Raw genomic sequence first — 24,878 nt, 5'->3', positions numbered from 1 at the left:
TACTACGCGACCGCGGCCGGCCGTCGGTAGCCCGGCAGCAGCTCGTCGACCAGCGCGTCGGTCTCCGCCTCCGGCCCGCGCGGGCCGCCGTGCTTGGCCAGCGCCGCGTACATCTGGCCCGCGACCGCCGTGACGTCCTCGGTGGTGCCGAAGTGCGAGGCCAGTCGTAGCGTCGCGCGCCACAGGTCCTCCGACGCCGGCGAGAAGCTCAGACCGGTCTGCAGCGCCACCCGGGCCAGGTTGCCGTCGTTGTGGCGCAGACTCGCCTCGGCCAGCTTGAGCGCGGCGTCGACGACCGCCTCGGCCATCCGCCGCTCGATCCCGGACGTGGCCAGCCAGGAGTACCGCCCGGCCGGCAGCCCCGACCAAGCCTGCCCGTGCACCAGGCTGAGCGCCGTCGACAGCGGCCCGCGCGGGTCCTCCATCATCTCGGCCTGCTTGGCCAGCGTGCGGAACACGTCCCAGTCCACCCGGACGGTGCTGCGGTTCAGCATCCACCGGCCCGACTCGTCGGCGTACATCGCGTCCGGGCCGAGCCACTGCCGGGTGTGCTCCAGCGCGGCGTTGCGCAGCTCCTCGCTGATCCCGCGCGGCCAGATCGAGCCGGCCAGCACGTTCGGGTGCACGCCGTAGTCCTGGCTGGCCAGGAACGTCACGATCTCGGTGGCCAGCTCCAGCCGGCCCGGGTCGATCGTGCCGCGCGCGTCCACCTCGACCGGACCGAGCAGGTCGACCTCGACCGGCGCCGCCTGGCTCAGGTCCGCGGAGGAGAACTCGTACGCCGGCAGGTTCTGCTCGGCGCGCCGCTTGTCCCGCGCCTCCGACTCGGCCACCTCGAACAGCGCGACCAGGTCGGCGAACTGGGCCGGGTTGATGCTGTGGGCATCGACCTCGAGCCCGAGCAGCCGGCAGACCGCCTGGTTCTTCTCGTCCACCACGAAGCGCCAGGGCGCGTTCAGCACGTCGCCGACCACGACCACCGCCACGCAGCGCCGCGGGTCGGAGGCGAGCTGGACCAGCTGCTGCTCCTCCTCCGGCGACGGCGGCGCGGACACGAAGACGATCTCCGGGCCCCAGAGCACCGGGTCGGGGTGGGCCATCCGCGCGGCCGTCACCGAGTCGGCGTTGCGGCGGGTGCAGGCCTGCACCTGGTGATCGGTCCGGGTGGAGATCTCGCGCAGCGCGTCGTCCAGCCGGGTCCAGTAGCTCAGCCGGCTCGGTGCCAGCGACGACAGGTCGTCACCGAACCCGACCATGCTGACGTGCGCGCCCTCCGACCACAGGTTCGTGGCCAGCTCGGCGGCCAGTGAACCGACGACGTCGCGGGAGGCGTTGGTGACGCCGCCGAAGCTGACGATGCCCCGTGCGGTGTCGAGGTCGACCAGCACGGTCGCGCCGTCGGCGTTCCGGCCGATGGTGACCAGCGTCGGGTACGGCGACGGCGCGGCCACGTCTCCGGCCGGGGCGTACGCGCGGCGCAGCACCCAGCGGCGCCCGTCGGCGATGACCTGCCACGGAGCCGGCGGCGGCGCTTGGTGCTCCCCCGGCTCCAGCACCAACGTGAGCGCCCGGTCGGTCACCAGCGCGGCGACGACGGCCGGCATCGAGCGGTTCGCCTCGGTCATGCTGGCGCCGAGCTGCCGCAGCGCGTTGTCGACGAAGTGCGCCGTCGGCACGTCGGACGCGAGTCGCAGGCTGACCTCGGTCTGCCGGGTCGACGCGGCCTTGGGACCGGGGCCCTGGGCCCAGCCCCGGCGACGCTTCAGCGCGATCGCCAGACCGGCGGCCAGCAGGGTCGCGCCGAAGCCGTAGATCCCGGCCTCGGTGAGGCTGACGCCGCTGCCGGCCGGAGCCGGAACCGCGTCGGGCACCTTGGTGCCGCCCGGGGCGGGGTCGCCCGGCCGTGCGTCCGTCGTCCCGGGGCCGTGCGGCTGGGCCACGTCGACGCCCGGCTCGTTCGGCTTGGCGTTCTTCGCGGTCGGGTCGGCGGCGGCGCTGCCGATCTCCACCGACGAGCCCTTCTCGACGCCCTGCTCCTCGAACCAGCGCGACCCCTTGCCGTCCGTGCTCGGGCTCTCGGTCCGGGTGCTCGCCTTCGGCGTCACCTTGGTCGAGGTCTTCGCCTTGGTCTCGGTGGTGTTCGGGGAGTTCTTCTCCGCGTGCGGGTCCTGCCCGGTGGAGTCGACGGCGACCCGGACCGTGTGCACGCCCGGGCCCTTCGCGTCGGCCGGCAGCCGCACCTGCCAGCCCGGCATGATCAGGTCCGGGTTGGTGAGTCGCCGGCCGTCCGGCTGCAGCTTGTTCTTGTTGAGCTCGTAGATCTCCTTGTAGCGCCGGCCCTCACCGAGGTAGCGCTCGGCGATGTCCCACAGGCAGTCGTAGTTGCGTCCCTGCGGCGGCTTGACCTCGGTGTACTTGACCACCTGACCCGACTGGTCGTTGTTGGTCCGTACTCCGGTCCGCTCCGCGCCGCTCAGCACCGTGCTGCGGGCCTCGGTCTGCCGGAACGAGCTGGTGGAGTCGTTGCCGCCGCCCTGGGTGGCGCTCACCGACATCGGCGCCGCGACGCTCGTGGTGGTCACCGCGTTGGCGACCGGCAGCGTCACGCTCGCCGCGCCCGCGATCAGCACCACGCCCGAGACCAGCCGGCGCGCCAGCGACTGCGACCCGCCACCGAGCGGGATCCGCGGCGACAGCCCGTGCCCCCGGATCTCCGCGATCACCTCGGCGATCAGGCACACCACGAAGTGCAGCCAGGCCAGCCAGACGACGACCCCGATGATGCCAAGCACCGTCTCGATGGTCAGCTCGCTGAACAGCACGTCCCGACTCGGCATCCGGTCCGGCCACGGCGTACCGAAGAACCTGAGCAGCACGTACGGCACCCCGCCGACGATCGCGAGGATCGCCAGCAGCGACACGAACCCCTTCAGCCGATCCGCGCCGGTACTGCGGGACCCCCGCTGCGGCAACCGCGCCCGCACCGGCTCAGAAGTCTTCACCATCGTCGCTCCTCCATCGCCCCACCATCAGCCACCGATCGCCTGCACTTCCTGCACAGGCAACCGCTGCACCGCGTGCACATCCGCTTCTCCGACCTTCGTCCAGTCCTGCAGCCGATCCGGCCCACGCCAGTAGTCGACGCGCCAGTGGATCGTCAGCTTGACCGTGTACATGCCCTCGGGCTGCTTGGCGCTGGACCGTTTGTAGACGTGGCTACAGGTGCTGGCCTGGTGGAAGGGGTCCTGAGTCTCCTCGTAGCCGTCCGAACCGATCGGCAGCGTGCCCTCGAGACAGTCGAACGGCTTCGTGCCGTCGCCGGGATCCACCGTCAGCCGCGTCACCATGGCCCGCATGGTGAGCCGTGTCCCGGGTTTGTAGTTGGCGAAGTTGCGGGACTCGACCGAGCCGTAGTTCTTGAGCACGTACGACGTCTCCGGAGCCAGCGCGAAGTAGGCCGGCACGTTGACCCGCGGTGTGTAGGTCGGCTTCACCAGCAGCACCGGGTCCGGGTAGGCCTCGTCGAAGAACGTCCAGAACTGGTCCATGTACGACTCGGGGAGGCACTGCCGCCTCTCCTCCGCCGACACCGGCACGATGGCCCGCTCCAGGTGGGCGTCGTCGCCGCCGTCGTTGGTGTCCAGCTGGTAGTCGACGATCGTCAGCCGCAGAACCCACTCTTTCCCGGGCGGCGGCTCGGCCAACTCGATGCCACCCGGCACGGGGAAGTCGCGGCAGGGGATGAAGGGCCTGCCGCCCAGCGTCTGCCGCCAGGTCGGCGGGTTGTTGCCCCAACTCACCTGCCCAGCGCTGCAGTACGCGCCGAAACCGTTGGAGTTCGCGTACATGCTGCAGACACCGTCGCCGAGGTGAATGGTGCTGGCCGTGGCGGTTGGGGCGGGCAGAGAGACCATCAAGGCGAGCACGGTGCTCAGGGCAATGAACCCGCGGGCCACCCGGTTGCGCATCCTCACTCCTGACACTGGTCCTCAGGGCAGATTATCGCTGCTCAGGGGCATCATGCCCACCGTGCCGCGTCCTTGCACGTGCGTTCGCCTTGGTTCCGATCTAGGCCGGATAGCGCACCGCCGAGCAGTTGATGCCCGTCGGCACCGGCCGCACCACCTTGTACATCGTCCAGCCCAGCCCGGTGCGCACCATGTCGATCGCCTCGGCGGTCCCGCGCGGCGCGTTCACCACGAACTTGCGGGTCTTCGGGTTCCACCACTGCAGCCGCTGCGAGCGGCACAAGTTCAGCCGAACCACGCCGTACGGCTGCTTCGACGTGCCGACGACGACGATGCTGCCGGGCGGCCGCATCACCCAGCCGGACGCCTTCGCGGCGTCGATGTTGATCGCGGTGTCGGCGTAGAAGAAGGCCGGGAAGTTCGTTTTCACCAGGTCGGAATCGCGCTGGACGAGGGCCTGGTAGTACAGCGGGTACTTCGCGACCAGGCCCTGCACGGCCGGCTCCGCGCCGAAGCGACCGGGGACGACGACCACCCGCGCCCCCGACGCCGCCGGCGGCTTGGCCGGTTTGGCCGGCGTCGACGCCGAGGGCCGCGGCGTCCTGGACGGCTCGCCGGTCGGGGTCGGCAGCGTGATCGTGGTCGGGCCGGCCGGCTGCTCCTCGACGCCTTCCGGCATCCGGCCGGTGCCGGACCCCGCCCCGTTGCTGCAGGCAGCGATCAGGACCGACGCCAGGACGACGGCGGCCGCACGGGTCGCGGAAGCGCGCACAGAACTACTCCTCGGCAGGCGGTTCAGGGGCATCAGCCACCACCGGTGGTCGGCGAGGTCGACGTCGACTCGCTGGGCGACTCACTGGGCGACTCACTGGGCGACTCGCTGGGCGAATCGCTGGGGGTCGGCGAGGTGTCGGTCGGCGTGACGCTCGGGGTGCAGGAGGCCGGGAACGGGATCGGGATCGGCGGTGTCCACGGCGGCGTCGGCGAACCGATCGTCCACACCGGGCACGGGAAGTCGATCGGCGGCGGGCTCGCAGTCGGCTGGACCGTCACCCCCGGGCCGTCCGGTGTGGTCTGCACCACCAGCGGCGGGATCTGCGGACTCTCGTCGGCCTTCACGATGCCCTGCTCGGCGTGTGCCTCGCCCTCGCCGTTCGCGGTCAGGCTCTGGATGCCGATCATGCCGAGGAACGAGGTCTTGTTGGCGATCTGGACCTGGACCTTGAGGTGCTCGGGGTCCAGTTCGCTGGTCGCGCAGCTGGTCACCGCGGGGTCGTTCTCGGTCACCTTGGCGCAGAAGTTGCCGACCGCCTCACCGGCCTTGGCGACGTCGATCCGGGCCTGGGCCGAGTTGAAGTCGATCGTGCCGACGCCGGCGCGGGCGGCCTCCTGGGCGTAGCCGACGGCGCGCGACTTGGCGCCGAGCTGACGGCCGCCGTCGATGACCAGACCGGCCAGCGTGAAGATCATCAGCGCGAGGATCACGACGGCCGGGCTGAGCGCGCCGCGCTCGTTGCCCGGCGCATCGACGCGGCACCAGTCGGTGCACCGCGCGACCACCGAGCCCGTGCGGGTCCGGGCGCGGTTCCGTGCACGGCGAGGCACGCGGGCGGCCGGCGTACGGCGGGGGTCAGGGGTTGCCATCGCGGATGCCACGGTAGGGGTCGAGGGAGCTGGAGAACTTCTTGGTGATGGTGGTGTCGCCGCCGATGCCGAGCAGGCCGAGGTCGCGGTAGTCGATCGTGCAGGTGATCTCCACCGAGAGCGGGGTGCCGGCGACGAAGCCGGTGGTGATGCTGCCGGCGGCGGACTGCTTGCAGGAGTCGACGGACTGCTCCATCGTGCGGGTGACGGCCTGGTCGACCCGGGCTTGGGCGTCGCCCAGCGAGCGCGCCTGGCTGGCGGAGCGGGCGCCGTCGCGGGCCGCGTTCTCCAGCAGGGACGAGGTCTGGAAGTACCGGCCGCAGGCGAGCAGGAACATGAACAGGATCAGCAGCAGCGGCGCGAGAATCACCATCTCCAACGCCATCGTGCCCCGCTCACCGCGCAACCCGCGCCGCTGCGCGGCGCGGATGGACAAGGAGTGTGAGGGCGCCGCCGACACGGCCGCTGCGGGGAAACCGGCGAGCTCCGGGGATCGCGAGAGCGTCCGCGCCCGCCGAGCCGCGGGCCCCGGGCGCGCGGGCGGCGTCGGCGCGTGCGGGCGCGGCCGCGCGGGAGGGAGCGGGCGGTGCTTCCCCAGGATGGTCATGCCTCACTCACCGTCGTCGGCTTCGAACTGCTCGATCGGGCCGGTGGCCGTGCGGCTGACGGTCAGCGTCAGGCCGGGCACCAGCGAGATGGTCTCACCGGTCACCGTGAACGACACCAAGCCCTCGGGGTTGTTGTACGTCGGTGTCTCCACCTTCGCGTCGCCCAGGGAGTTGCCGCCGAGCTGCTGTGCGTACGCCTCGATGTCGGCACGGACCTTCTCGCCCACTGCGGCGGTGTACAGCGGCGGCTGCACCATCCGGAGCCGGGAGACGCCTTCCTGCGCCGCGTTCAGCGCGACCGACCGGCCGTAGAGCCACAGCGCGGCCTGGATGGAGACGAAGATCAGCGCCAGCAGCGTCGGCGCGAGGATCGCCAGCTCCAGCGAGCTGGCGCCCCGCTCCGAGCGTCGGCGCGACACCCACCCGCGGGCGGGTGGGCTGCTCCGGCGACGTCCCCGCGGCAAGGTGTCAGCCCTTCTGGATCTCGCCGGTGCGCTTGTCGATCACGCTCTTCACCACCGCGCCGATCGCGATCGCCGCGGCGACCAGGATGGCCGAGATGATCGCCCACTCCAGCGCCGAGGCGCCGAGCTGGCTGTCCCCGCGCCGGGCCCGGGCCCGTTGGTTGTGGGCCCGCGCCAGCGCGTAGCCGACCATCGCGCGCACGAACTGCACTTCCACGTTCATCCGTTTGCCTTCCACTCTTCGGGGCCGAACCAGGGCTCAGTATGCCCGGTACGACGGACAACTCCGCTCGACGGATCCCTTGCCCGATCCGCCGGTCCGACTAACTTCCCAGGATCGCCGCGCCGGCCGGGTACCCGAGGAACAGCATGAACGCGGCGCACATCACCAGCTGGGCGACCAGCATGGACTGGGAGCGTTCACCGGCCTTGCCCTCGACGTCCGCGAGCTCCTTGCGGCGCAGCGACGCGGCGCGGGCCAGCAGCGAGGCGCGGATCTTGGCGCCCTCGTCGCCGGCCAGCGCGAGCGCGGACGCCAGGTCGCGCAGCTCCTCGACGCCGAGGTCGTCGCCGAGCCGGGCCATCGCGTCCCACGGGGTGATGCCGATCAGCCGGGCGTTGGCCAGCGCCTGCCGGATCCGTGCCATCGCCCAGTGGTCGCCGATCGTGGAGGCCGTCATCAGCGCCTCCGGCAGACCCCGGCCGCCGGCCAGGTTCATCGCGACCAGGTCGAGGAAGCTGCCGACCACGTGCCGGAAGTCGCGCCGCCGCTCCTCCGCCTCCTGGCGCAGCGCCAGGTCGGGCAGGAAGAACGCGAACGCCATCGCCGCCAGGGTGACCACGGCCGGCGTCGCCCCGGGCGCCGGCAGCCCGATCACGCTCGCGCCGTACAGCACCAGCGGGATGAAGATCAGCGCGCCGAGCGCGAAGAACACCTTGGTGGCCAGCATCGTCGCGAACGGCTGGTTCATCACCGCCAGGTCGCGGCGCAGCCGGCCGAACGCCCAGCCGCGCGCGTTCGCCTCGGCCTCCAGCCGCCGGCCGAGCGTCTCCCGGGCCCGGTCGACGCCACCGAGCACCTTCTCCCCCGCGGCACTCGCGGTGGCGGCGCTGGTGTAGCCGGTCCGGCCGGCGTCGATCCGCGCGATCGTGGACAGCACGTTCGGGGCCGGCTTGACGAACATCCGGATCAGCAGGAACACCCCCAGCCCGACGAGTCCGCCGCTGACGAAAGCCCATGTCATCCGCCCACCACCTCCATCCGCTCGTCGCCGGCCCGGCCGGCCCGCTTGTCACCGCTGCGGACCAGGAACCGCTCGGGCACCTCGATCTTGGCCAGCTTGCGCAGCCAGACCAGCCCCACGGCGTACAGGGCGATCACCAGGAACAGCACGAACTGGCCGACGAAGCTCGTGTACGGCTCGACGTACGCCGGGTTGAACAGCACCAGCGCGGCCGCGACCAGCAGGGTGATGGCGACCACGACCTGGACCGACCGCCGGGTCGAGCGGCGTTCGGCGGCGACCTTGCGCCGGACGTCGAGCTCCTCGCGGGCCGAGTCGGCCAAGGCGGACAGCACCTCGCGCAGGCCGGGTCCACGCAGCCGCGCGTTCAGCACCAGGGCGGCCACGATCAGGTCGGCCGACGGGTCGTCCAGGTCGTCGGCGAACCGCATCAGGGCCGACGGCAACGGTTCCCGGATCCGCAGCCGGTCGACCAGCAGGTTCAGCCCGGGCTTGATCGCCGGCGCCGCGTTCACCGCGGTCGCCGGGATCGCCTGCTCCAGGCCGACCGCGCCGGCGATGGTGTCGCGCAGCGCCTCGGTCCAGGTGGCCAGCGCGTCCAGCCGCTCGATCGCGCGGCGCTCCTCACCGGTACCGCCGAAGAACCGGTCGGCCATCGCGGCCAGCAGCCCGAGCGCGGCGGCCAGCACCAGCCAGCGGGTCACCACCAGGACGATCAGCGCGACCGCGAGGCCGGCGCCGATCCGGGTGAGCTGCCGCCGGCTGTCCGCGCCCGTACTCCGCTTGAACAGCGACGGTGTCTCCTCGCGCGGCGTGGTGCCGCGGATCGCGACGATCAGCAGCAGGATCCCGCCGCCGACCACCGCGCCGCACAGCAGCGCGAGCAAGGTCCGGTCGGTCATGGCGCCTCCCGGCCTGGACTGAGGAGCCGAAGGAGCCCGGTCATGGCGCCTCCCGGTCCGGTTCGAGGTGCGCCGCGAAGGTCGTGGGGCCTCCCGGTCTGGACTGAGGAGTGGAGGGAGCGAAGCGACTGGAGCGACGAGGGAAGACCGGGAGACAAAGCCCCACGACCCGCCGAGCCGGGGGCGAGGCCAACAACACAGTCATCGCTGCACCTCATGCCCACCGGCCGTGCACCATCGGCTGGTAGCCGAAGTGCTCCAGCTCGTCCATGCAGGCGATCGGCGCGTGCGCCGCGGCCCGGCCGTCGGGTCCCGGTGCGAAGACCTCGCCGGACAGCACCCGGCCGTCCCACCCGGTCACCTCGCGAATGCTCTCGACGTACCGGCTCAGCGTGCCGCCGTGCTGGTAGTCGTTGTGCTTGCGGACGAACACGACGAAGTCGAGCGCGCCGGAGATCAGCATCTGGGTCGCCTCCATCGGCAGCCGCTCGGAGGCCTGGATGGCGTAGGTGCTGATCCGGTTGAACACCTCCATCGAGCTGTTCGAGTGGATCGTCGACAGCGAACCGTCGTTGCCCTGGCTCATCGCGTTCAGCATGGTGACGATCTCGTCGCCGAGCACCTCGCCGACGATCACCCGGGACGGGTTCATCCGCAGCGAGCGGCGGACCAGGTCGGCCATGCTGACCTCGCCGACGCCCTCGGAGTTCGGCAGCCGCTCCTCGAACGCGACCACGTTCGGGTGCAGGTCCTTGAACTCGCCGAGGCCGAGCTCGAGCGAGCGCTCGACGGTGATCAGCCGCTCGTGCGGCGGGATCTCGTTGGCCAGCGCCCGCAGCAGCGTGGTCTTGCCGGAGTTGGTGGCGCCCGCGATCATGACGTTCTTGCGCGCCGCCACGGCCGCGGCCAGGAACGAGCCGACGTCCTCGGACATGGTGCCGTTGGCCACCAGGTCCTTGAGGAACACCCGGCCGAGCCGCGCCCGCCGGATCGAGACCGCCGGCCGCGACGTCACGCCCATCACGGCGGACAACCGGGAGCCGTCCGGCAGCCGGAGGTCGAGCTGCGGGTTGGCCGAGTCGAACGGCCGGCTGGTCAAGCCGGCGTGCGCGGCCAGCACCTGGATCAGCTCGATCAGTTCCTCGTCGTTGTCCGCGACCGGACCGGGCCGTTCCTCCCGGCCGTCGCCGTACTGGACGAACACCTGGTCGCAGCCGTTGATGTCGATGTTCTCGACCTCGGGGTCGTCGATCAGCGGCTGCAGCCGGCCGACGCCGAACAGCGCGGAGTGGATCGCGCCGGCGATCTGCGCGTCGTCCTCCGGCGTCGGCGGGGTGCGTCCCTCGGCCAGCTCGTAGCGGGCGTGGTCCTCGAGCACCTGGACGATCAGCGAGCGCGCGTACTCCCGCTCGTCCTCGGCGCTCATCGGCGGTACGCCGTTGGCCTGGTCGCGGCGGCGCTGCTCGTTCAGCCGCTCTGCGACCTGGACCCGCAGGCTGCGCACCAGCTCCTGGTCGGTGATCACCGGCGTGCCTCCAGGTCGGGACCGGGCCGGACCTCTCCGCCGGGGAAGGCGGCCTGCGCCATGTCGTACTCGTACTGCGAGGGCATCGCGACGGACGCGGCCATCTCGGCGGCGATCTCGGTCGCGGTCCGGATCAGTGCGGTCCGGTCCAGCCGGCCGTGGCCGCGGCCGTCGAAGAACGCCGCGCCGGCCGGGTCGTAGGCGAGGTGCCAGCGGTGCTGGACCTGGACCGACATCGCGTCCAGTACCGACCAGACCTGCTTGACGCCGTCGCGGCGCTTCGGGTCGGCGACCACGATCACGCCGAGCCGGGCGTCGACGTGGTGCACCAGCGACGACAGCCGCTCCCGCAGGTGTGCCACCGACGATCCGGTCGCTGTGCACACCAGCACGACCAGGCGCGCGGCCTGCACGACCGGCAGCTGCGGCGAGGCCGGGCCGATCCGCCCGCAGTCGGCCAGTACGTCGGTGTTGTGCATCTGGTTGAAGGTGATGCCCAACGGAGCCCACAGACCGCCCATGCCGCCGATCTGCTCGGGCGAGCGGACCCCGATCATCGCGTCGAGCCCGCCGTCGAGCTGCTGGCTGTGCGCCATGATCACGTCGTCACCGAGGCCTTTGCGACCGGCCGCGGCGAGGCTGACCAGGCCGCGGTCGGAGTTCAGCGGCTGGCCGCCCGGGGCGGTCATCCGGATCGCGACGTCGCTGCCGGCCGGGTCGCACTCGGCCAGCAGCACCGGCCGTGGCCAGAGCGCGCCGAGCACGAGACCGGCAGTCGTCACTCCCGGCGAGCCCTTGGCGCTCGCCAACGCGACCAGCGCCATCAACGCCCTCCGGTCGCGTTCGAGATCTCGGGCTTGACCGCCGAGGACAGCTTGACCAGCACCAGCGTCTTCGCGGCGGCCGCGGCGGCCACCGCGGTGGCGCGCTCGTCCGGCACCAGCACGGTCACGTTCAGCGTGGTGCCGGCGTTCGTCTTCGCGTCGGTGAGCGCTCCGCTCTTGCTCTTGATCGACGCGGCCGGCGCGATGATCTGCGGCACGCCACCGTCCTGGTTCGCTGCCGGGACGCGGATCAGGCGCACGATGTCGCCTTGCTGGAGCTCCTCCGACGGCGCCCGGCCGCCCTCCAGGCTGATCCCGACCAGTGCCCCGCCCTCGGGCACCGGATCGCGGGTGGTGCTCCCCTCGGCCAGGAACTGGCCGGGGTAGATCCAGGACGTCGTGTACTGGCCGTCGAGGCGTTCCAGCTCCGACCACGGCACCAACCGACCGGTGGCGCCGGCCAGGTCTCCCCGCGTGAGGTCATTGTCCTTGTCGATCAGGTGACCGGGAGGCAGTGGCACCTTGGCCGCCACGTAGTACTGCCGCTCGCCGTTGTTGATCGCGATCAGCGCCGAGCCGGCCGCGCCGAGCAGGATGAGGATCACCGCCAGGGCAGCCAGCGCGGGACGGCGCTCGCGGCCGCCCGGGAGACGGTTCGTCGTACCGGCGGGCTTGGCCGCGCGGGCGCCGACGGCGGGGGCACGGTTGGTGGAGGAGAAACTCACGGGCCTACCGTAATGGCCACGAGGTGCCATCCGCGCCGCGAGGTCCACGCCGGTGCAGGGCCGTTACCGACTGGGTGCACCGGCCGCCACCTGGGCCCGCTCCTCGGGGGTCAGCAGCTCGGTGAACGCCCCAGGTCCGCCGTACAACTGGTCCAGATAGGTGTACAAAGCCTGCAGGCAGCCGCCGAGCTCGCCCTGCCAGTCTCCGGCCGTCGCCAGCTCGGCCGCCAGCCGACGGCCTTCGAGCAGCGTCACGGCGGCGTTGACCGGCTGGTCCAGGCGTGGATCCGCTTCCGTGGCGGACAGATCGACCGGTACGCCGTGCTCGTCCAGCTCGACCGGCGCCGGGCCTGAGCGGCCGCGGACCGCCTGGATCCGGCCGGCCAGCGCAGTCCGCTCGGGTTCCGGCAGCAACCGGTCGAAGCCCGCACCGCCGTACAGGTCGTCGAGATACTCGGTCAGGGCACCGAACAGCTCCAGGCCGTCGTACTCCGCGGCGGTGGTAGCCGTGTGCCGTAGCTGGGCGGCCAGGCTGCGCGCTTCGGGCAGCGTCCAGCGGGAAGGAAACAGGACAGCGTTCACCACCTCACCCTGGCACACCGAGATCGATGCGACAGGCAACCGAACTGGCCGGAAGGTGAAGGTTTGACGACCTCTGCGCACCGTCGGCCACGGCGGTTTCGTGAATCAGCCACCGATTCCGGATCGAGATCGGCAGTTGGTTGCCTGCGGGAACCCGAACCGTTACTTTGCGGTCACACTCACGTCACCGTGAGCGGATGAGGATCGGAGTCTGACCGACGATGACCGAGGCAGCGGGGAACCACCCGGACGGCACCCGTCCGGTGTTCACGCCGGCCGAGCGGGCCCGGGCCGCACTCGGGGTGGCGCTCGGGGTCGTGGTGCCGGAGGCGATGGCGCTCGACGACGGCCGGGTGCGGCTGAGCGGGGCCACCGACGTGCTGGAGCGCGACGCGGTGGGCCGGCTCGACACCCGGCTGGCCGCGATGGCCCAGCGCGACGACGTGACCGACCAGCGGCTGCTCGCCGAGGCGGTGGCGCTGGTCGGGGCAGAGGTCGACCACAGCCGCGGCGGTTCATCGCCGGTCGACGGCGCCACGGCCGCGCTGGACCGGATGCTCGACCTGGACGATCTCCCCGACGACGTGCGCGACCAGACCCGTACGGTCCTGCGTGCCGTCCTGGAGACCAACCCGCTGACGACCGAGACCGCAGTCCGGCGGCGATCGGCCGAGCAGGCCGCCGAGCGCCCGCCGCTGGTCGCTGACTCCGTCCAGGCCGCGCAGGACATCCGCCGCGAGGCGGAGCTGCTGTCGCGCGCTGCCACTCCCCCGGTGACCGCCCGCGGCCGAGGTCGCCACCGCCGCGAGTTCGGTGGCCGGCACCGCCGCCCCACCGCTCAGACAGTCCGTACGCCGGAGACCCGGCGCAGCCGCAGCGCACGACCGGAGAACCAGCCTGCTCTCGCCCCCACCGAAGCGCTGGGAGCGCTGCGCGAGGTCCGGCCGGGCGACCTGTCCGTCGAGCTCACGGCGCCGATGGCGCTGGTCGGCCGCCCCCAGCTCGGGGTGGTCACCACAGCCGAGCACGGCCCGCAGTACTTCCGGGTCGACGACCAGGAGCCGCCGAAGGGCCTGGCCGCCGACACCACCGTTCGCTCCGGCAGCCAGGCCGACCCGCACGTCGTCCGCATCGCAAGCTCGACACCCACTGACCAGCTGCCGCGGGTCTGGGCGAGTCAGATCGGCGGCACGTTGCGCCGGCTGGACTCGCGCAACGCCGAGCCCACCGGCCTTCTCGGCCGACTGAAGTCCACCCTGCGCGGAGTCCGCGGTCGCGACCGGCACGCGACATCGCAGTACGACGAATTCCGGCTGCTCAGCCGGCACTGGCGCGAGGAGCAGCTTCGCCCGTCCCCCGACCCGGCTCGCAGCGCCGACCTGCGCGGCCAGCTCGAAGAGCTTGCCGCGACGATCGAACGCAAGGAAGGCACGGCGCCGGCCATGCCGTGGTCGGAGCAGAGCCTGCACGTCATCGCGCCCGACCGGACGGCCACCGCCCGCCCGGAGCCGAACACTCCGGCTCATCTGCGCGAACAGGTGGTCGGCCAGATCTCCGGACTGGAAAAGGCGGCCGAAGCACTCGAGCACCGCGCGGAGCTGAACCGTACGTCGGCCACGACCGCGCAGGACAGCGCTGCGGAGACCCTGGAGCAGGCCGAGGAGCAGGAGGGCTACCAGGACTCCGCCGCGGGAGAGCGCGGGCGCCGGCTGCGCAAGACCGCGGCGGCTTCGATGGCCTCCGCCGGGCGGCACACCCTCGTCGCGGCGAGCTGCGATACCGCTGCCGCGAAGGCGAAGGAAGCCGGTCAGGCGTACCAGGAGCTGCTGGACGGTCTCGACAGCGGCGTGTCCGGTCCGGAGCTCCAGAGCATCGCCCGGAACGCGGAGACCAAGGTCGACGCCTACCGCACCGCGGCGGCCGCGACGCTGCCGTCGCCGGACATCCAGCACGTCGCGATCAGCTCCGGCCGGTTCCCCCACCTGACCAAGCTGACCAGCGAGCTCAACCAGTCGCTGGCCGAGCAGAACAATCCGTACCGCTTCACGCCGGAGGTGCTGCACCGGCGGCTTCGCGGTCACGCCCGGCGGGTGCTGTCGCCAGATGGTCTGGTGCTGACCGTGGGCAACGATCCGCGCGCGGACGTCTCCCAGCTCACCCAGTTCAAGCTGCACCTGCGCCCCGGCGAACTGCGCGAGGTGCTGGACTCGCCGGTCACCTTCGACGAAGGAGCACTGGCCCAGCTGCGCCAGGGCGGCTACAGCATCGCGACCTCGCTGACCGAGACGCTCACCTACAACGGCGGCGTCAGCGCGAAGACCATCACCGCCGCGCTGCCCGACTCCAGCGCCGTGAAGGCCGTCTCGCAGGTGGTCGACCCCGGCGTGGAGCACGCCGTCGGCCGGAGTCACGGCGTGACCGGCGGCGCGCAGCGCAACGGCGTACCGGGATCGGTGGAAGTGTTCAGCGGGATCCTGCCGTACCGGTCGGACAACCCTGCGTGGGGCTGGCAGGTCCGCCACTCCGCCCTCGCGCCGTGGTCCCAGGCACGGGTCGTCGACTCCGGCGCCGAGGCCGACAACACGCACCTGCTGCTCGGCATCGTGCACGACTACACGGTCCCGCCTCCGACCGACACGGTCCGGCTTGCCGACCTCAACCTGGACGTCGAACCGGCCGGACAAGGGCTGCCCGAGCACGTCGCGTCTCGCGTCGACGGCCTGGACGCCATGGCGGACGAGTCCGTCGCCCAGCTGCAGGCGCGGCTCGGCAAGCTCGACCGGACCGCGCTCGACGAGATCAACAGCCTGCTGCACGACGACGGCACGTCGTCGATGTCGGAGACCACCCAGCCCGGTGGCCTGGGCCGGCTGATCCACAACGGCGGCCGGCCGGTGGCCTACGCCCAGCTGGAGACCTTTGTCGTCCGGGAGCGCGCCGAGCTGCTCAGCGGCAGCGATCCCGACCACAAGATCGAGGGTGTCGGGGTCGGCTTCTCCGGCGCCAGCGGCAGCCAGTCCTTCGGGACGTCGTCCTCGACCAGCGCGTCGCTGGGGGTCCGCGGCAGCGGCCTGGCCGATCTCGGCTCGACCGACGTCGACCTCGGACCGAGCGTGCGGGGCAGCCGGAACGTCTCCCGCGAGGACAGCCTGAGCGTCAGCGACGTGGCGATCCGGCCGAGTGTGCGGCGGACCGCGGAGACGGTCGGGATCAAGGTCCGGCTGGTGCACCGGCTGACCTTCCACCGGCTGGACAAGGACGAGTCGTTCGTGGTCGACGGCGAGGGCGACGCCGTACTGCGGATGGCAGCGAAGGAGGCGCTGCATCACGAGTTCCCGGTGCCGAAGGACATCTTGGTGCTGGACGAGAACGGCGCGCCGCAGCTCGGGCCGGAGGGGCGCGTCCTGACCCGCGGCGATGCGCAACCGACCGACCAGCCGTTGAAGCTGCCGGTCTGGTTCGGCGACGAGCCGGGTCAGCTGCGCGGCGCCGGGCCGGCGCTGATCCAGGATCTGCGCGGCGCCCCGGCGGCGTACCAGGCGTTCGTCCGGCACCTGAGCGCCGAGGGCATGGTGCCGCCGCTCGACGACAAGTTCCGGCCGATCATCGCGAAGCTGACCGGCGAGGACCCGGTGCTGGTCACCAGCCAGCTGGCCAATCTCGAGCGGGTCGGGCAGCAGCTGTCCAAGACCCGGCTGGAGACCGGGTACGAGGAGGCCTGTCAAGGCGGCATCGTCTTCGCGCTCACCCAGCACCGAGTGGGCCGTCCGCCGCAGCAGCGCAGCTACCGCAATGTGCTGCTCCAGGACTTCGAGAACGCCAAAGCACTCGGGCTGAACACCTCGCAGACCGGGGCAACCCTGAACATCGGATCGAACACGACCGTCCGATCCCGGGGCCGGTCCAAGGGCCTGCCGTGGTTGGCGCGTTTGGGCTTCAGCAACAAGCCCTCGCCCGGACAGGCCGGCGGTACGCCGGACGCAGGGGCGTCGTACGGACGCTCGGCACTCGGCCGGTTCGTCGCCTGGACCACCGGGACGACGGTCAACGGGGTCGCGTCGGCCGAGACCTCCGCGCCGCTGGCCGACGTCCGCCTCCCGCACCGGCAGATCATCACCGAGGTCTTTCCCGAGGGTGACTCCGAACCGATCGTCGAGGTGGCCGGCAGCGCCAAGGTGTCGATCGACAGCGAGACCTGTGACCGTGGCGAGCCGCAGTGCGTGGCGATCGCGGGCGCGGTCGACCCGCACCTGCTGCAGTCCGCGACCTGGCACCACCTCGACGCCGGCGACGTGGCGTCCCGGCTCGCGGCCGCGATGCCGGCCGCCGCCCGGGCGGACACGGCCGCGATGCACCACCTGGCCGCGTTCGTCAGCGGGCCCAACCTCATCGCCCATCCCGAGATGCTCACGTCCGAGTACACGACGGGTTTCGTGGTCAGCCCGGTCCCCTCGGACCCGGCCCAGGCGGTCGCGCAGCGCGGTCTCACCCCACGCCGCGGCAGCATCTCGCTCAAGACCCGGATCGAGAACCTCCGGTACGTCGGCAGCGGCCACCCGGTGATCGGCGACATCAACCTGACCCTGGACAGCTCGGGCTTCACCACCGGCAGCTCGACCGGTCACACCGTCGGCGTCGGTGGTGGCAGTGGCGAGGCCGAGGCCAACGGAGACGGGTGGAGCGGCTCACTCGGCGTAAAGCGGTCGGCCGGCGTCTCCAGCTCGAGCAGCCAGCTGGCGATTCGCGGGGTCGAGCGGCTGAACATCAAGGACGGCCAGCACTACCAGTTCGTCGGCGACCTGGTGCTGGAGGCGAAGATCAAGGCCGCCGGCGCGAAGGCGACCAAGGTCGACCTGGACAGCGGCTCGGTGATGCTCACGCTGCCCGAGCGCGACGCCCTGCGGATGTACGGCCACCGCCAGCTGAACCTGCCGCTGGAGAAGGTGTCCGACGCCGTCGAACGGCTCCTGGACGGCAACCTCAGCCTGGACCGGCGGACGACCACGACGCTGCTGCGCCGGTACCAGCGGGAGAAGTCCGGCCTCACCACCGGGCTGGCGGCCACGCACACCGACGCGCGACTGAAGGCCAAGCTGCGCGACCTGGCCAACCTGACCACGCCGACGTCCCGGCCGGAGGAGTTCGAGCAGGTCGCGGCCAAGGCACAGCAGGTGGCCGAGACCCGGGCCGAGGCGACGCTGCCGGAGCACTACCGGACGACGATGGGCGCCGGACTGATCGACCGCAACGAGTTCCGCGACTCCGATGGCCACCGGACGACGCTGGAGCAGGGAGTGCAGGCCACGGTCCGGGACGGCGTACCGGACGCTGCTCAGGACCCGGCGGTGCAGGCGGCGATCCGCAGCTCGCTGGCCGGGACCCGGTTCCGCGGGCACGCGGAGAAGCTGAAGGATCCGGCCGGGCTCACGCTGGACTACCCGTTCGGAGGCGACGACCCCGGTGTCGAGTCGCCGCGCAACCTGCGGATCCGGATCAGGAAGGTCGCCGTCGGCCCGGTCACCATCGACCGGTCCCCCGCCGAGGCGGCGGGCCCGGGTCAGCAGGCAGGTACGCCGGACCAGGCGGCGGCCGGGTCCGGCGAGCCGGCGGCCGGCAAGAAGCCGACCGAGAACGCGTTGATCATCCTGCAGGGCTACGACTACGTCGAGGACGGCCGCAGCATCACCCGCACGACCGGCTACAGCGCCGACGTCGGCGCCGGCATGACCGACGGCGACTCCGGCTCCGCCGGACTGAGCACCGAACTCACCACCTCGCACACCGTCGGCGTCACGAACCAGAACACGCGGTTGAGCCGGGCCCTGTGGTCGGACACCGTGCGCGCCGAGCAGGAGTACCGGATCGTCATCGACGTCGAGGAGACCCCGGGCCCCGGCGCCGAGACCAAGGGCGCGGTCCGGCAGACCCTGGACCGGCTGCGCTCCGAGGACAAGCGACCGGAGCCGCTGCGCCGGGAGCTGAGCGGCAAGATCACGCTGCTGGTGCCGGCCTCCGACGTCAACCAGCCGCCCGTGCAGCGCCCGGAGATCGCCGACCACCGCGCGGTCACCTTGCCTCACCATCTGTTCCTGCGCGGCATCCAGCTGCACGACGAGAACGGCCGGCTGCCCGACGAGGCGGAGACGATCGAGGACCGCCGGTACGAGGACGCCTTGGTGACCCGGGTCGCGCACGAACTCAGCGGCCGGGGCTGGCTCACCCAGAGCGGGGTCGAGCAGCACAGGGTGGCGCTGCGTGACCAGTTGACCGGCAGCGCGCGCCGCGTGGCGTTCGAGCGCTCCGACGGCGTCGGAAGTCCGTGGACGACTCCCCTGCCCGTCCCTGGACACGGATCACGCCAGGTCGTACTGCGGCTGCGCGCGGACCTGGCCGGCCTCCAGCTCCTTGATCCCGAGGCCGAAGGCACAGCGGCCAAGGCCCAACTCGGTGACGTCTACCGTGAGCAGACCGCCGTCACCACGACCACCAAGAGCACCCGCACCCTGCCCACCAGCCAGAACCTCGGGACCGGCGACTCCGGCACGGGCCTCAAGGCCGGAGTCTCGTTCGGCGACCAGGCTGCGGAAAAAGGCTCCGACACCACCGGCGACCGGATCGAGACCAACAGCAACGTGTCCGGCCAGGTGGTGACCGTGGAGCTGCTGGTGACCTTTCACGTCGACGCCCGGCGGCAGCACACCACCCGCGACCACAAGACCGAGGTCGACCGCGAGCAGACCTTCGACAACGTCGCCACCGGGGTCGCCACGCTGACCGTGTTCCGGCACGACTACGAGCAGATGCTGGCCCGGATGGAGGCCGGTCAGCCACCGCTGCGCGGCTGGGACCCGAGCGAGCTGGCCAAGACCGCCAAGCGGCTGCCGGTGCACCGGATGACCGCCCGCGAGGAGGTGCGGCAGACCGACGGCACGATGAAGCTGCAGCCGTACCGACCCCTGGTGGAGGCGCTGGCCACGGCGCGGCGGGACAATACCGAGGTGGTGCTCACCGTGCAGCAGGCCAACGGACGCGACCAGGTGTACCGGGCGCTGCCGAACGGCACGATGACCGGCAAGAACGACAACGGGTACGGCGCCGCGTTCGCCACCCTGCACCCGAGTCTGGCACTGCTGGCCGAGGGGCAGGTCGACCTGCGCGCGCTGTACGAGTCCGAGGGCACGAACGGGCGGTTCAGCGGCTCCGTCGTCCGAGCTTTGGAGAAGGCCGGGATCCCGGCCTCCGCACTGACCGGCCTCGACCACACCCGATCGACCCGGCGGACCGAACCGGTGCGCGAGGACGGGACCAAACCGTACGCCGGCCGGCAGGCGACGGTCGGCAAGAGCGGATCCGGAATGGCGGTGCAGTGAGCGACCACGACCCGAAGTACGCGATCGCACGAACCGGCGACGAGACGCTGCTCTTCCTGGAGCTGCACCCGTGCCCGGACTGCGGCTCGATCGAGACGCCCTGGGAGCACGGGCTCGCCGACGACGACGGTGAGCTGGTGATCAGCTACGCCGGCGTCTGCTCGCAGTGCGGCGCCGAACGGCAGTACCTGTTCGGTCTGCCCGAGCGCGAGTCCGTCGGCCCGTTCCCGCACTTCGGCGGGCCCGAGGCCTCCGAGCTGCTGGACGCCGGGCAGTGGCTGGCCGTCGCCGACAGCGCGGCCGAGTCCGTGCCGGCCGACGCTCCGGCCGACGACAGCCACGCGGCGACGGTGATGAGCATCGCCCGGGCCGCCGTGGAGGAGGTGCTCAAGTTCGTGCCGCCCGGCGCCGACGCGGTGCCCGACGACGCGTTCTGGACCGACGACGGTCGTGCTGTCCGCGACGCCGAACCCGGTAGGTTCCGGGTGGAGCGACTGCTCGTCGTCCGAGACAGCTACAGCGACCCGGGAGCGAATTGATGCTGACCGCAAGGACCTTGGCCGAGGCGGAGGTCTACCTGAGCGTGCTGGCGGCGAACGCCGGTGGGGTGACCGAGACACCGGAAGTCACCCGCACCGAAGGGCCGGAGGGCTGGACGGTCAGCTCGGCCGCGGGCGAGGTGCAGGTGCCGTACCGGACCGAGGACGAGGCCCGGCGGCTCGGCGTACGGTTCGGGCTGGGCAACTCGCTGCTGCTCGACGCCGGCGACTGGGTTCAGCTGGCGTCGGTCTGGGCGAAACGCGCGCTCGACGCCGACTTCGAGTACACCGGGCAGCCGGGCCAGGACCGGGCGGCGGTCGAGCTGAACTGGGAGTTCGCCCGGGACGCGATGGCCGAAGCGCTGAAGTTCCTGCCCGAGGGCGCGGACGAGGTGCCCGACGAGGGCTTCTGGACCGAGCTCGGGCTGCGCACGCACGCGCAGGACCGGGAGCTGTTCACCCGCGCGAAGCTGACCGAGGACTACGAGTTCTACCGCGACACGCTGTCGGACTTCCGCGCCCTGTACGGCGAGCAGTAGGCCGGCTCAGTCCGGATCGGTCAGCTCGATCCGGATCGCCCGGGCGTCGGCACCGGCCTGCTCGAGCACCTTCAGCTTGGGATCGGCAACCCCGAGGAACGGCGGCCGGACCAGCTCGCGCAGCCGGTTGAGCCGAGGGTCGTCCAGCACGGTGTCGATCGCCTTGCGGTCTCCCCCGGTGACCAGGACGTCCAGCCGGGCCGGCGCCAGGATCCGGACCGCCACCTCGGTCGCCGCGGCGAACGCCTCGCGCGCCTGATTCTCCCGCCGCCGCGCGAACCGCTGCTGCGACCAGCCGCCGGCCTTGGTGGTCCCCTGCACGTGCCGCGACCCGACCTTCGAGTCGGTCAGCTTCCCGGCGACGAAAACGCCGGCTCCGTAGCCACCCCGCCGTACCAGCAGTACGCCGAGCCGCCGGTCCGCGAGCACGTGCGCGACCAGGCCGTCCCGGCTCAGCTCCACCAACGGCCCGAACGGCACGGTGATCTCCGCGACCGCCCCGTCGTCCGCCGCCACCCGGACCAGCTCCGGCCCCAGCTCGTACGCCGTCCCACCGTGCCGCTCGCCGAAGCCGGTCAGCCAGCGGTCGAGCCGCTCGGGGGCGACGGAAACGATACGGGTCACCCCGCAGACGCTAACCCATCCAGGCATGCGAAAGCCCGGGCCACCTGACCCGGGCTGACGCAGTACTGGTGTGCCTCAGACGTTGAAGCCGAGGGCGCGGAGCTGCTCGCGGCCGTCGTCGGTGATCTTCTCCGGGCCCCACGGCGGCATCCAGACCCAGTTGATCCGGAAGTCGTTGACCAGGCCGTCCAGCGCCATCCGGGTCTGGTCCTCGATCACGTCGGTCAGCGGGCAGGCCGCCGAGGTCAGCGTCATGTCGATGATCGCGGTGGTGCTGTCGTCCACGGTCACGCCGTAGATCAGGCCCAGGTCGACCACGTTGATGCCGAGCTCGGGGTCCACGACGTCCTTGAGCGCCTCGGTCACGTCCTCGACGGCGACGCTGCCACCAGCCGGGCTGTTCGCCGCCGCGAGGTCGACCTCCGGCAGCTCGATCTTCTCGTCGGTCTGGTCAGGCATTGCTCACTCCCTCAGTCTTCGAAGACGCTGACTTGGCCAGCGCTTGCGCTGTGGCGTCCCGCCAGGCCGACCAGCCCAGCAGCGCGCACTTCACCCGGGCCGGGAACTGCGCGACACCCGCGAAGGCGACGCCGTCTTCCAGAACTTCCTCGTCCGGTTCGGCATTCCCCCGGCTCTGCATCAGCTCCAGGAACTTCTCGTACGTCGCCATGCCCTCGGTGACCGGCTTGCCGATCACCAGGTCGCTCATCACCGACGTCGCCGCCTGGCTGATCGAGCACCCGACGCTGTGGTGCGACACCCCGGCCACGACGTCGCCGTCGAGCTCGACCCGGAGCGTGACCTCGTCCCCGCACGACGGGTTCACGTGGTGCACCTCCACGTCGTACGGCTCGGTCAGCCCCGCGTGGTGCGGGCTGCGGTAGTGGTCCAGGATGATCTCCTGGTACAGCGAGTCCAGCTGCATGATTGCCTCAGGCCACCTTGAAGAAGGACCGGACGAAACCGAGGCCGTCGACCAGCGCCTCGACCTCCTCCGGCGTCGTGTAGAGGTAGAAGGACGCCCGGGTCGAGGACTGCACCCCGAACCGCTCGTGCACCGGCCGGGCGCAGTGGTGCCCGGCCCGGACCGCGATGCCGCGGGTGTCCAGCACGGTCGCCACGTCGTGCGGGTGCACGCCGTCCAGCTCGAAGCTGATCGCGCCGCCCCGGTCGACCGCGTCGGTCGGGCCGAGGATCTTCAGGCCCGGCACGGTCTTCAGCCCTTCCAGCGCGTACGCCGTGATCGCGTGCTCGTGCGCGGCGACCTTGTCCATCCCGATCCCGGCCAGGTAGTCCACGGCCGCGCCGAGCCCGACCGCCTGGGCGATCGGCGGCGTCCCGGCCTCGAACCGGGCCGGCGGCGGGGCGTAGGTCGACCCGGTCATCCGGACGACCTCGATCATCTCGCCACCGCCGAGGAACGGCGGCAGCTCGGCGAGCAGGTCGTACCGGCCCCACAGCACGCCGATGCCGGTCGGGCCGACCACCTTGTGGCCGGTGAAGACCAGCAGGTCCGCGCCCAGCGTCGCGACGTCGACCGGGAACTGCGGCACCGCCTGCGAAGCGTCGACCACGACGGTCGCGCCGGCGGAGTGTGCCTTGACCGCGATCTCGGTGATCGGGTTGATCGTGCCCAGCGCGTTCGACACCCAGGTCAGCGAGACGACCTTGGTCCGCTCGGTGATCAGGTCGTCGATGGTGCTCAGGTCGAGCCGGCCCTCGTCGGTGACGCCGAACCAGCGCAGGGTGGCGCCGGTCCGCTCGCAGGCCAGCTGCCACGGCACGATGTTGCTGTGGTGCTCCATCTCGGAGATCACCACCTCGTCCCCCGGCTTCAACCCCGCGCCGAGCGTGTGTGCGGCCAGGTTGAGCGCCTCGGAGGCGTTCTTGGTGAAGACGATCTCGTCCCGGCTGGGGGCGCCGATGAACGCCGCCACCTTGTCCCGGCCGCCCTCGTACGCCGCGGTCGCCTCGGCGCCGAGCTGGTGCATCGCCCGGGCCACGTTCGCGTTGTGCCGCAGGTAGTGCTGCTCGATCGCGGAGACCACCTGGACCGGCTTCTGCGAGGAGTTCGCCGAGTCCAGGTAGACCAGCGGGAACCCGCCGGCCAGCTCGCGGGACAGGATCGGGAAGTCCGCCCGGACCGACTGCAGGTCCAGCGGACTGCTGAAGGTCCGGGCGCCCGTCACGCCTGCGCGCCCGTCTTCAGGAAGCGCTCGTAGCCGTTCGCCTCGAGCTCGTCGGCCAGCTCCGCGCCGCCCTCCTCGGCGACCCGGCCGTCGACGAACACGTGCACGAAGTCCGGCTTGATGTAGCGCAGGATCCGGGTGTAGTGGGTGATCAGCAGGACACCCTTGTCACCCTTCTCGGCGAACCGGTTGACGCCGGTGGAGACGACCTTCAGCGCGTCGATGTCGAGGCCGGAGTCGGTCTCGTCGAGAATCGCGATCTTCGGGTCGAGCAGCTCCAGCTGGACGATCTCGTGCCGCTTCTTCTCGCCGCCGGAGAAGCCCTCGTTGACGTTGCGCTGGGCGAACTCGGGCTTCATCTCCAGCCCGGACAGCGCGGCGTTGACGTCCTTGACCCAGGTCCGCAGCTTCGGCGCCTCGCCGTCGATCGCGGTCTTGGCGGTGCGCAGGAAGTTCGCCACCGACACGCCCGGCACCTCGACCGGGTACTGCATGGCCAGGAACAGGCCGGCCCGGGCCCGCTCGTCCACGGCCATCGCCAGCACGTCCTCGCCGTCGAGCGTCACCGTGCCGCTGGTGATCGTGTACTTCGGGTGGCCGGCGATCGAGTACGCCAGCGTGGACTTGCCGGAACCGTTCGGGCCCATGATCGCGTGCGTCTGACCACCGGCGATGGTCAGGTCGACGCCGCGCAGGATCTCCTTCGGGCCGTTCTCGGTGTCGACCGACACGTGCAGGTCGCGGATCTCGAGTGTCGCCATGAGGTTTCTTCTATCTCCGTCGTTAGGAAGCCGTTAACCGGCACTGTTCAGGGGGTTCTTGACGTCGACCAGCACGTCGTCGCCTGCTACCCGCACCGGGTAGATCGGCACCGGGTCGTACGCGGGCAGGCTGGTCGGCTCCCCCGTGCGCAGGTCGAACCGGGAGCCGTGCAGCCAGCACTCGATCTCGCAGTTGCCGACGTCGCCCTCGGACAGCTGGATCTGCGCGTGCGAGCACTCGTCGCGGACCGCGAAGACCTGGCCCTCGCTCTTCACGACGGCCACCTCGACGCCACCGACCTCGGTCGCCAGCACCCCCTCGTCGGGCAGGTCGGCCAGCGCGCAGGCGCGTTCGAACGAGTCACTCATG

At 71.5% G+C, this 24,878-nt stretch carries 22 protein-coding genes; 3 read left to right on the top strand and 19 right to left on the bottom strand.

What is annotated here, in order from left to right; genetic code table 11:
- Positions 1-2: 2 nt before the first annotated feature.
- The 13 genes from KFLA_RS16370 to KFLA_RS16310 form a co-directional block, all read right to left on the bottom strand.
- Positions 3-3,005: an AfsR/SARP family transcriptional regulator gene (locus tag KFLA_RS16370; protein ID WP_012920918.1), complete on the bottom strand. Its 3,003-nt coding sequence runs from the start codon at positions 3,003-3,005 to the stop codon at positions 3-5.
- Between the two features lie 24 nt (positions 3,006-3,029).
- On the bottom strand, positions 3,030-3,968 hold the full coding sequence (locus tag KFLA_RS16365; RefSeq protein ID WP_012920917.1) for a hypothetical protein: 939 nt from the start codon (positions 3,966-3,968) through the stop codon (positions 3,030-3,032).
- Positions 3,969-4,068: 100 nt separating this feature from the next.
- Complete coding sequence (locus KFLA_RS16360) at positions 4,069-4,740, bottom strand: hypothetical protein (protein ID WP_012920916.1); 672 nt, start codon at positions 4,738-4,740, stop codon at positions 4,069-4,071.
- A gap of 32 nt (positions 4,741-4,772) precedes the next feature.
- Positions 4,773-5,612 carry a TadE/TadG family type IV pilus assembly protein gene (locus KFLA_RS16355; RefSeq protein ID WP_012920915.1) on the bottom strand — a complete coding sequence of 280 codons (840 nt, stop codon included), beginning with the start codon at positions 5,610-5,612 and terminating at the stop codon, positions 4,773-4,775.
- Entirely contained in the window at positions 5,599-6,048 is a 450-nt protein-coding gene (locus KFLA_RS36705; RefSeq protein WP_158307284.1) for a TadE/TadG family type IV pilus assembly protein, read from the bottom strand. The genes KFLA_RS16355 and KFLA_RS36705 overlap by 14 nt, the downstream gene beginning before the upstream one ends.
- A gap of 174 nt (positions 6,049-6,222) precedes the next feature.
- Positions 6,223-6,639 (bottom strand): TadE/TadG family type IV pilus assembly protein, encoded by a 417-nt coding sequence (locus tag KFLA_RS16345; RefSeq protein ID WP_012920913.1) that lies wholly within the window; start codon positions 6,637-6,639, stop codon positions 6,223-6,225.
- Positions 6,640-6,688: 49 nt separating this feature from the next.
- A complete protein-coding gene (locus KFLA_RS16340) occupies positions 6,689-6,907 on the bottom strand; it encodes a hypothetical protein (RefSeq protein WP_012920912.1) in 219 nt (72 codons plus the stop codon).
- Between the two features lie 100 nt (positions 6,908-7,007).
- Entirely contained in the window at positions 7,008-7,928 is a 921-nt protein-coding gene (locus KFLA_RS16335) for a type II secretion system F family protein (protein ID WP_012920911.1), read from the bottom strand.
- Positions 7,925-8,830, bottom strand: coding sequence for a type II secretion system F family protein (locus KFLA_RS16330; protein WP_012920910.1), 906 nt, complete (start codon positions 8,828-8,830; stop codon positions 7,925-7,927). Before KFLA_RS16330 ends, KFLA_RS16335 begins: the two co-directional genes overlap by 4 nt.
- Before the next feature lie 214 nt (positions 8,831-9,044).
- Positions 9,045-10,355, bottom strand: coding sequence for a TadA family conjugal transfer-associated ATPase (locus tag KFLA_RS16325; protein WP_012920909.1), 1,311 nt, complete (start codon positions 10,353-10,355; stop codon positions 9,045-9,047).
- Positions 10,352-11,179, bottom strand: a complete 828-nt coding sequence (locus KFLA_RS16320) for a CpaE/TadZ family protein (RefSeq protein ID WP_012920908.1) — start codon at positions 11,177-11,179, stop codon at positions 10,352-10,354. The genes KFLA_RS16325 and KFLA_RS16320 overlap by 4 nt, the downstream gene beginning before the upstream one ends.
- Positions 11,179-11,904, bottom strand: coding sequence for a hypothetical protein (locus KFLA_RS16315; protein WP_012920907.1), 726 nt, complete (start codon positions 11,902-11,904; stop codon positions 11,179-11,181). The genes KFLA_RS16320 and KFLA_RS16315 overlap by 1 nt, the downstream gene beginning before the upstream one ends.
- Before the next feature lie 63 nt (positions 11,905-11,967).
- On the bottom strand, positions 11,968-12,486 hold the full coding sequence (locus tag KFLA_RS16310) for a hypothetical protein (protein ID WP_148256655.1): 519 nt from the start codon (positions 12,484-12,486) through the stop codon (positions 11,968-11,970).
- A 221-nt stretch (positions 12,487-12,707) separates the two neighbouring features.
- Here KFLA_RS16310 and KFLA_RS16305 point away from each other — a divergent pair, with 221 nt between their 5' ends.
- The 3 genes from KFLA_RS16305 to KFLA_RS16295 are packed head-to-tail and all read left to right on the top strand — an operon-like array spanning position 12,708 to position 20,934.
- Positions 12,708-19,856 carry a hypothetical protein gene (locus KFLA_RS16305; protein ID WP_012920905.1) on the top strand — a complete coding sequence of 2,383 codons (7,149 nt, stop codon included), beginning with the start codon at positions 12,708-12,710 and terminating at the stop codon, positions 19,854-19,856.
- Positions 19,853-20,395, top strand: coding sequence for a hypothetical protein (locus KFLA_RS16300; RefSeq protein WP_012920904.1), 543 nt, complete (start codon positions 19,853-19,855; stop codon positions 20,393-20,395). Before KFLA_RS16305 ends, KFLA_RS16300 begins: the two co-directional genes overlap by 4 nt.
- The gene (locus tag KFLA_RS16295) at positions 20,395-20,934 is read left to right on the top strand and encodes a hypothetical protein (RefSeq protein WP_012920903.1); all 540 of its coding nucleotides are present in this window, start codon (positions 20,395-20,397) and stop codon (positions 20,932-20,934) included. The genes KFLA_RS16300 and KFLA_RS16295 overlap by 1 nt, the downstream gene beginning before the upstream one ends.
- Positions 20,935-20,940: 6 nt before the next feature.
- Here KFLA_RS16295 and KFLA_RS37955 read toward each other — a convergent pair whose 3' ends face one another.
- From KFLA_RS37955 to KFLA_RS16265, 6 genes are all read right to left on the bottom strand, one after another.
- The gene (locus KFLA_RS37955; protein ID WP_237706823.1) at positions 20,941-21,558 is read right to left on the bottom strand and encodes an acVLRF1 family peptidyl-tRNA hydrolase; all 618 of its coding nucleotides are present in this window, start codon (positions 21,556-21,558) and stop codon (positions 20,941-20,943) included.
- A 75-nt stretch (positions 21,559-21,633) separates the two neighbouring features.
- Entirely contained in the window at positions 21,634-22,017 is a 384-nt protein-coding gene (locus KFLA_RS16285; protein WP_012920901.1) for a metal-sulfur cluster assembly factor, read from the bottom strand.
- Positions 22,010-22,483 (bottom strand): Fe-S cluster assembly sulfur transfer protein SufU, encoded by a 474-nt coding sequence (gene sufU / locus KFLA_RS16280; RefSeq protein ID WP_012920900.1) that lies wholly within the window; start codon positions 22,481-22,483, stop codon positions 22,010-22,012. Before sufU ends, KFLA_RS16285 begins: the two co-directional genes overlap by 8 nt.
- A gap of 7 nt (positions 22,484-22,490) precedes the next feature.
- Positions 22,491-23,747, bottom strand: coding sequence for a cysteine desulfurase (locus KFLA_RS16275; RefSeq protein WP_012920899.1), 1,257 nt, complete (start codon positions 23,745-23,747; stop codon positions 22,491-22,493).
- Positions 23,744-24,508, bottom strand: coding sequence for a Fe-S cluster assembly ATPase SufC (gene sufC, locus KFLA_RS16270; RefSeq protein ID WP_012920898.1), 765 nt, complete (start codon positions 24,506-24,508; stop codon positions 23,744-23,746). Before sufC ends, KFLA_RS16275 begins: the two co-directional genes overlap by 4 nt.
- 33 nt (positions 24,509-24,541) lie before the next feature.
- Entirely contained in the window at positions 24,542-24,877 is a 336-nt protein-coding gene (locus tag KFLA_RS16265; protein ID WP_012920897.1) for a non-heme iron oxygenase ferredoxin subunit, read from the bottom strand.
- Position 24,878 lies beyond the last annotated feature (1 nt).

This window comes from Kribbella flavida DSM 17836 (genome assembly GCF_000024345.1).
In the GTDB taxonomy this organism is placed as follows: domain Bacteria; phylum Actinomycetota; class Actinomycetes; order Propionibacteriales; family Kribbellaceae; genus Kribbella; species Kribbella flavida.
This window is presented reverse-complemented; position numbering and strand designations above follow the sequence as displayed.

What these genes read in the sequence shown, in the direction of transcription:
- KFLA_RS16370 (WP_012920918.1), bottom strand. Translation starts at nt 3,005, where the DNA reads ATGGTGAAGACTTCTGAGCCGGTGCGGGCGCGGTTGCCGCAGCGGGGG.
- KFLA_RS16365 (WP_012920917.1), bottom strand. Translation starts at nt 3,968, where the DNA reads ATGCGCAACCGGGTGGCCCGCGGGTTCATTGCCCTGAGCACCGTGCTC.
- KFLA_RS16355 (WP_012920915.1), bottom strand. Translation starts at nt 5,612, where the DNA reads ATGGCAACCCCTGACCCCCGCCGTACGCCGGCCGCCCGCGTGCCTCGC.
- KFLA_RS16340 (WP_012920912.1), bottom strand. Translation starts at nt 6,907, where the DNA reads ATGAACGTGGAAGTGCAGTTCGTGCGCGCGATGGTCGGCTACGCGCTG.
- KFLA_RS16335 (WP_012920911.1), bottom strand. Translation starts at nt 7,928, where the DNA reads ATGACATGGGCTTTCGTCAGCGGCGGACTCGTCGGGCTGGGGGTGTTC.
- KFLA_RS16330 (WP_012920910.1), bottom strand. Translation starts at nt 8,830, where the DNA reads ATGACCGACCGGACCTTGCTCGCGCTGCTGTGCGGCGCGGTGGTCGGC.
- KFLA_RS16320 (WP_012920908.1), bottom strand. Translation starts at nt 11,179, where the DNA reads ATGGCGCTGGTCGCGTTGGCGAGCGCCAAGGGCTCGCCGGGAGTGACG.
- KFLA_RS16305 (WP_012920905.1), top strand. Translation starts at nt 12,708, where the DNA reads ATGACCGAGGCAGCGGGGAACCACCCGGACGGCACCCGTCCGGTGTTC.
- KFLA_RS16295 (WP_012920903.1), top strand. Translation starts at nt 20,395, where the DNA reads ATGCTGACCGCAAGGACCTTGGCCGAGGCGGAGGTCTACCTGAGCGTG.
- KFLA_RS16285 (WP_012920901.1), bottom strand. Translation starts at nt 22,017, where the DNA reads ATGCCTGACCAGACCGACGAGAAGATCGAGCTGCCGGAGGTCGACCTC.
- sufU (WP_012920900.1), bottom strand. Translation starts at nt 22,483, where the DNA reads ATGCAGCTGGACTCGCTGTACCAGGAGATCATCCTGGACCACTACCGC.
- sufC (WP_012920898.1), bottom strand. Translation starts at nt 24,508, where the DNA reads ATGGCGACACTCGAGATCCGCGACCTGCACGTGTCGGTCGACACCGAG.
- KFLA_RS16265 (WP_012920897.1), bottom strand. Translation starts at nt 24,877, where the DNA reads ATGAGTGACTCGTTCGAACGCGCCTGCGCGCTGGCCGACCTGCCCGAC.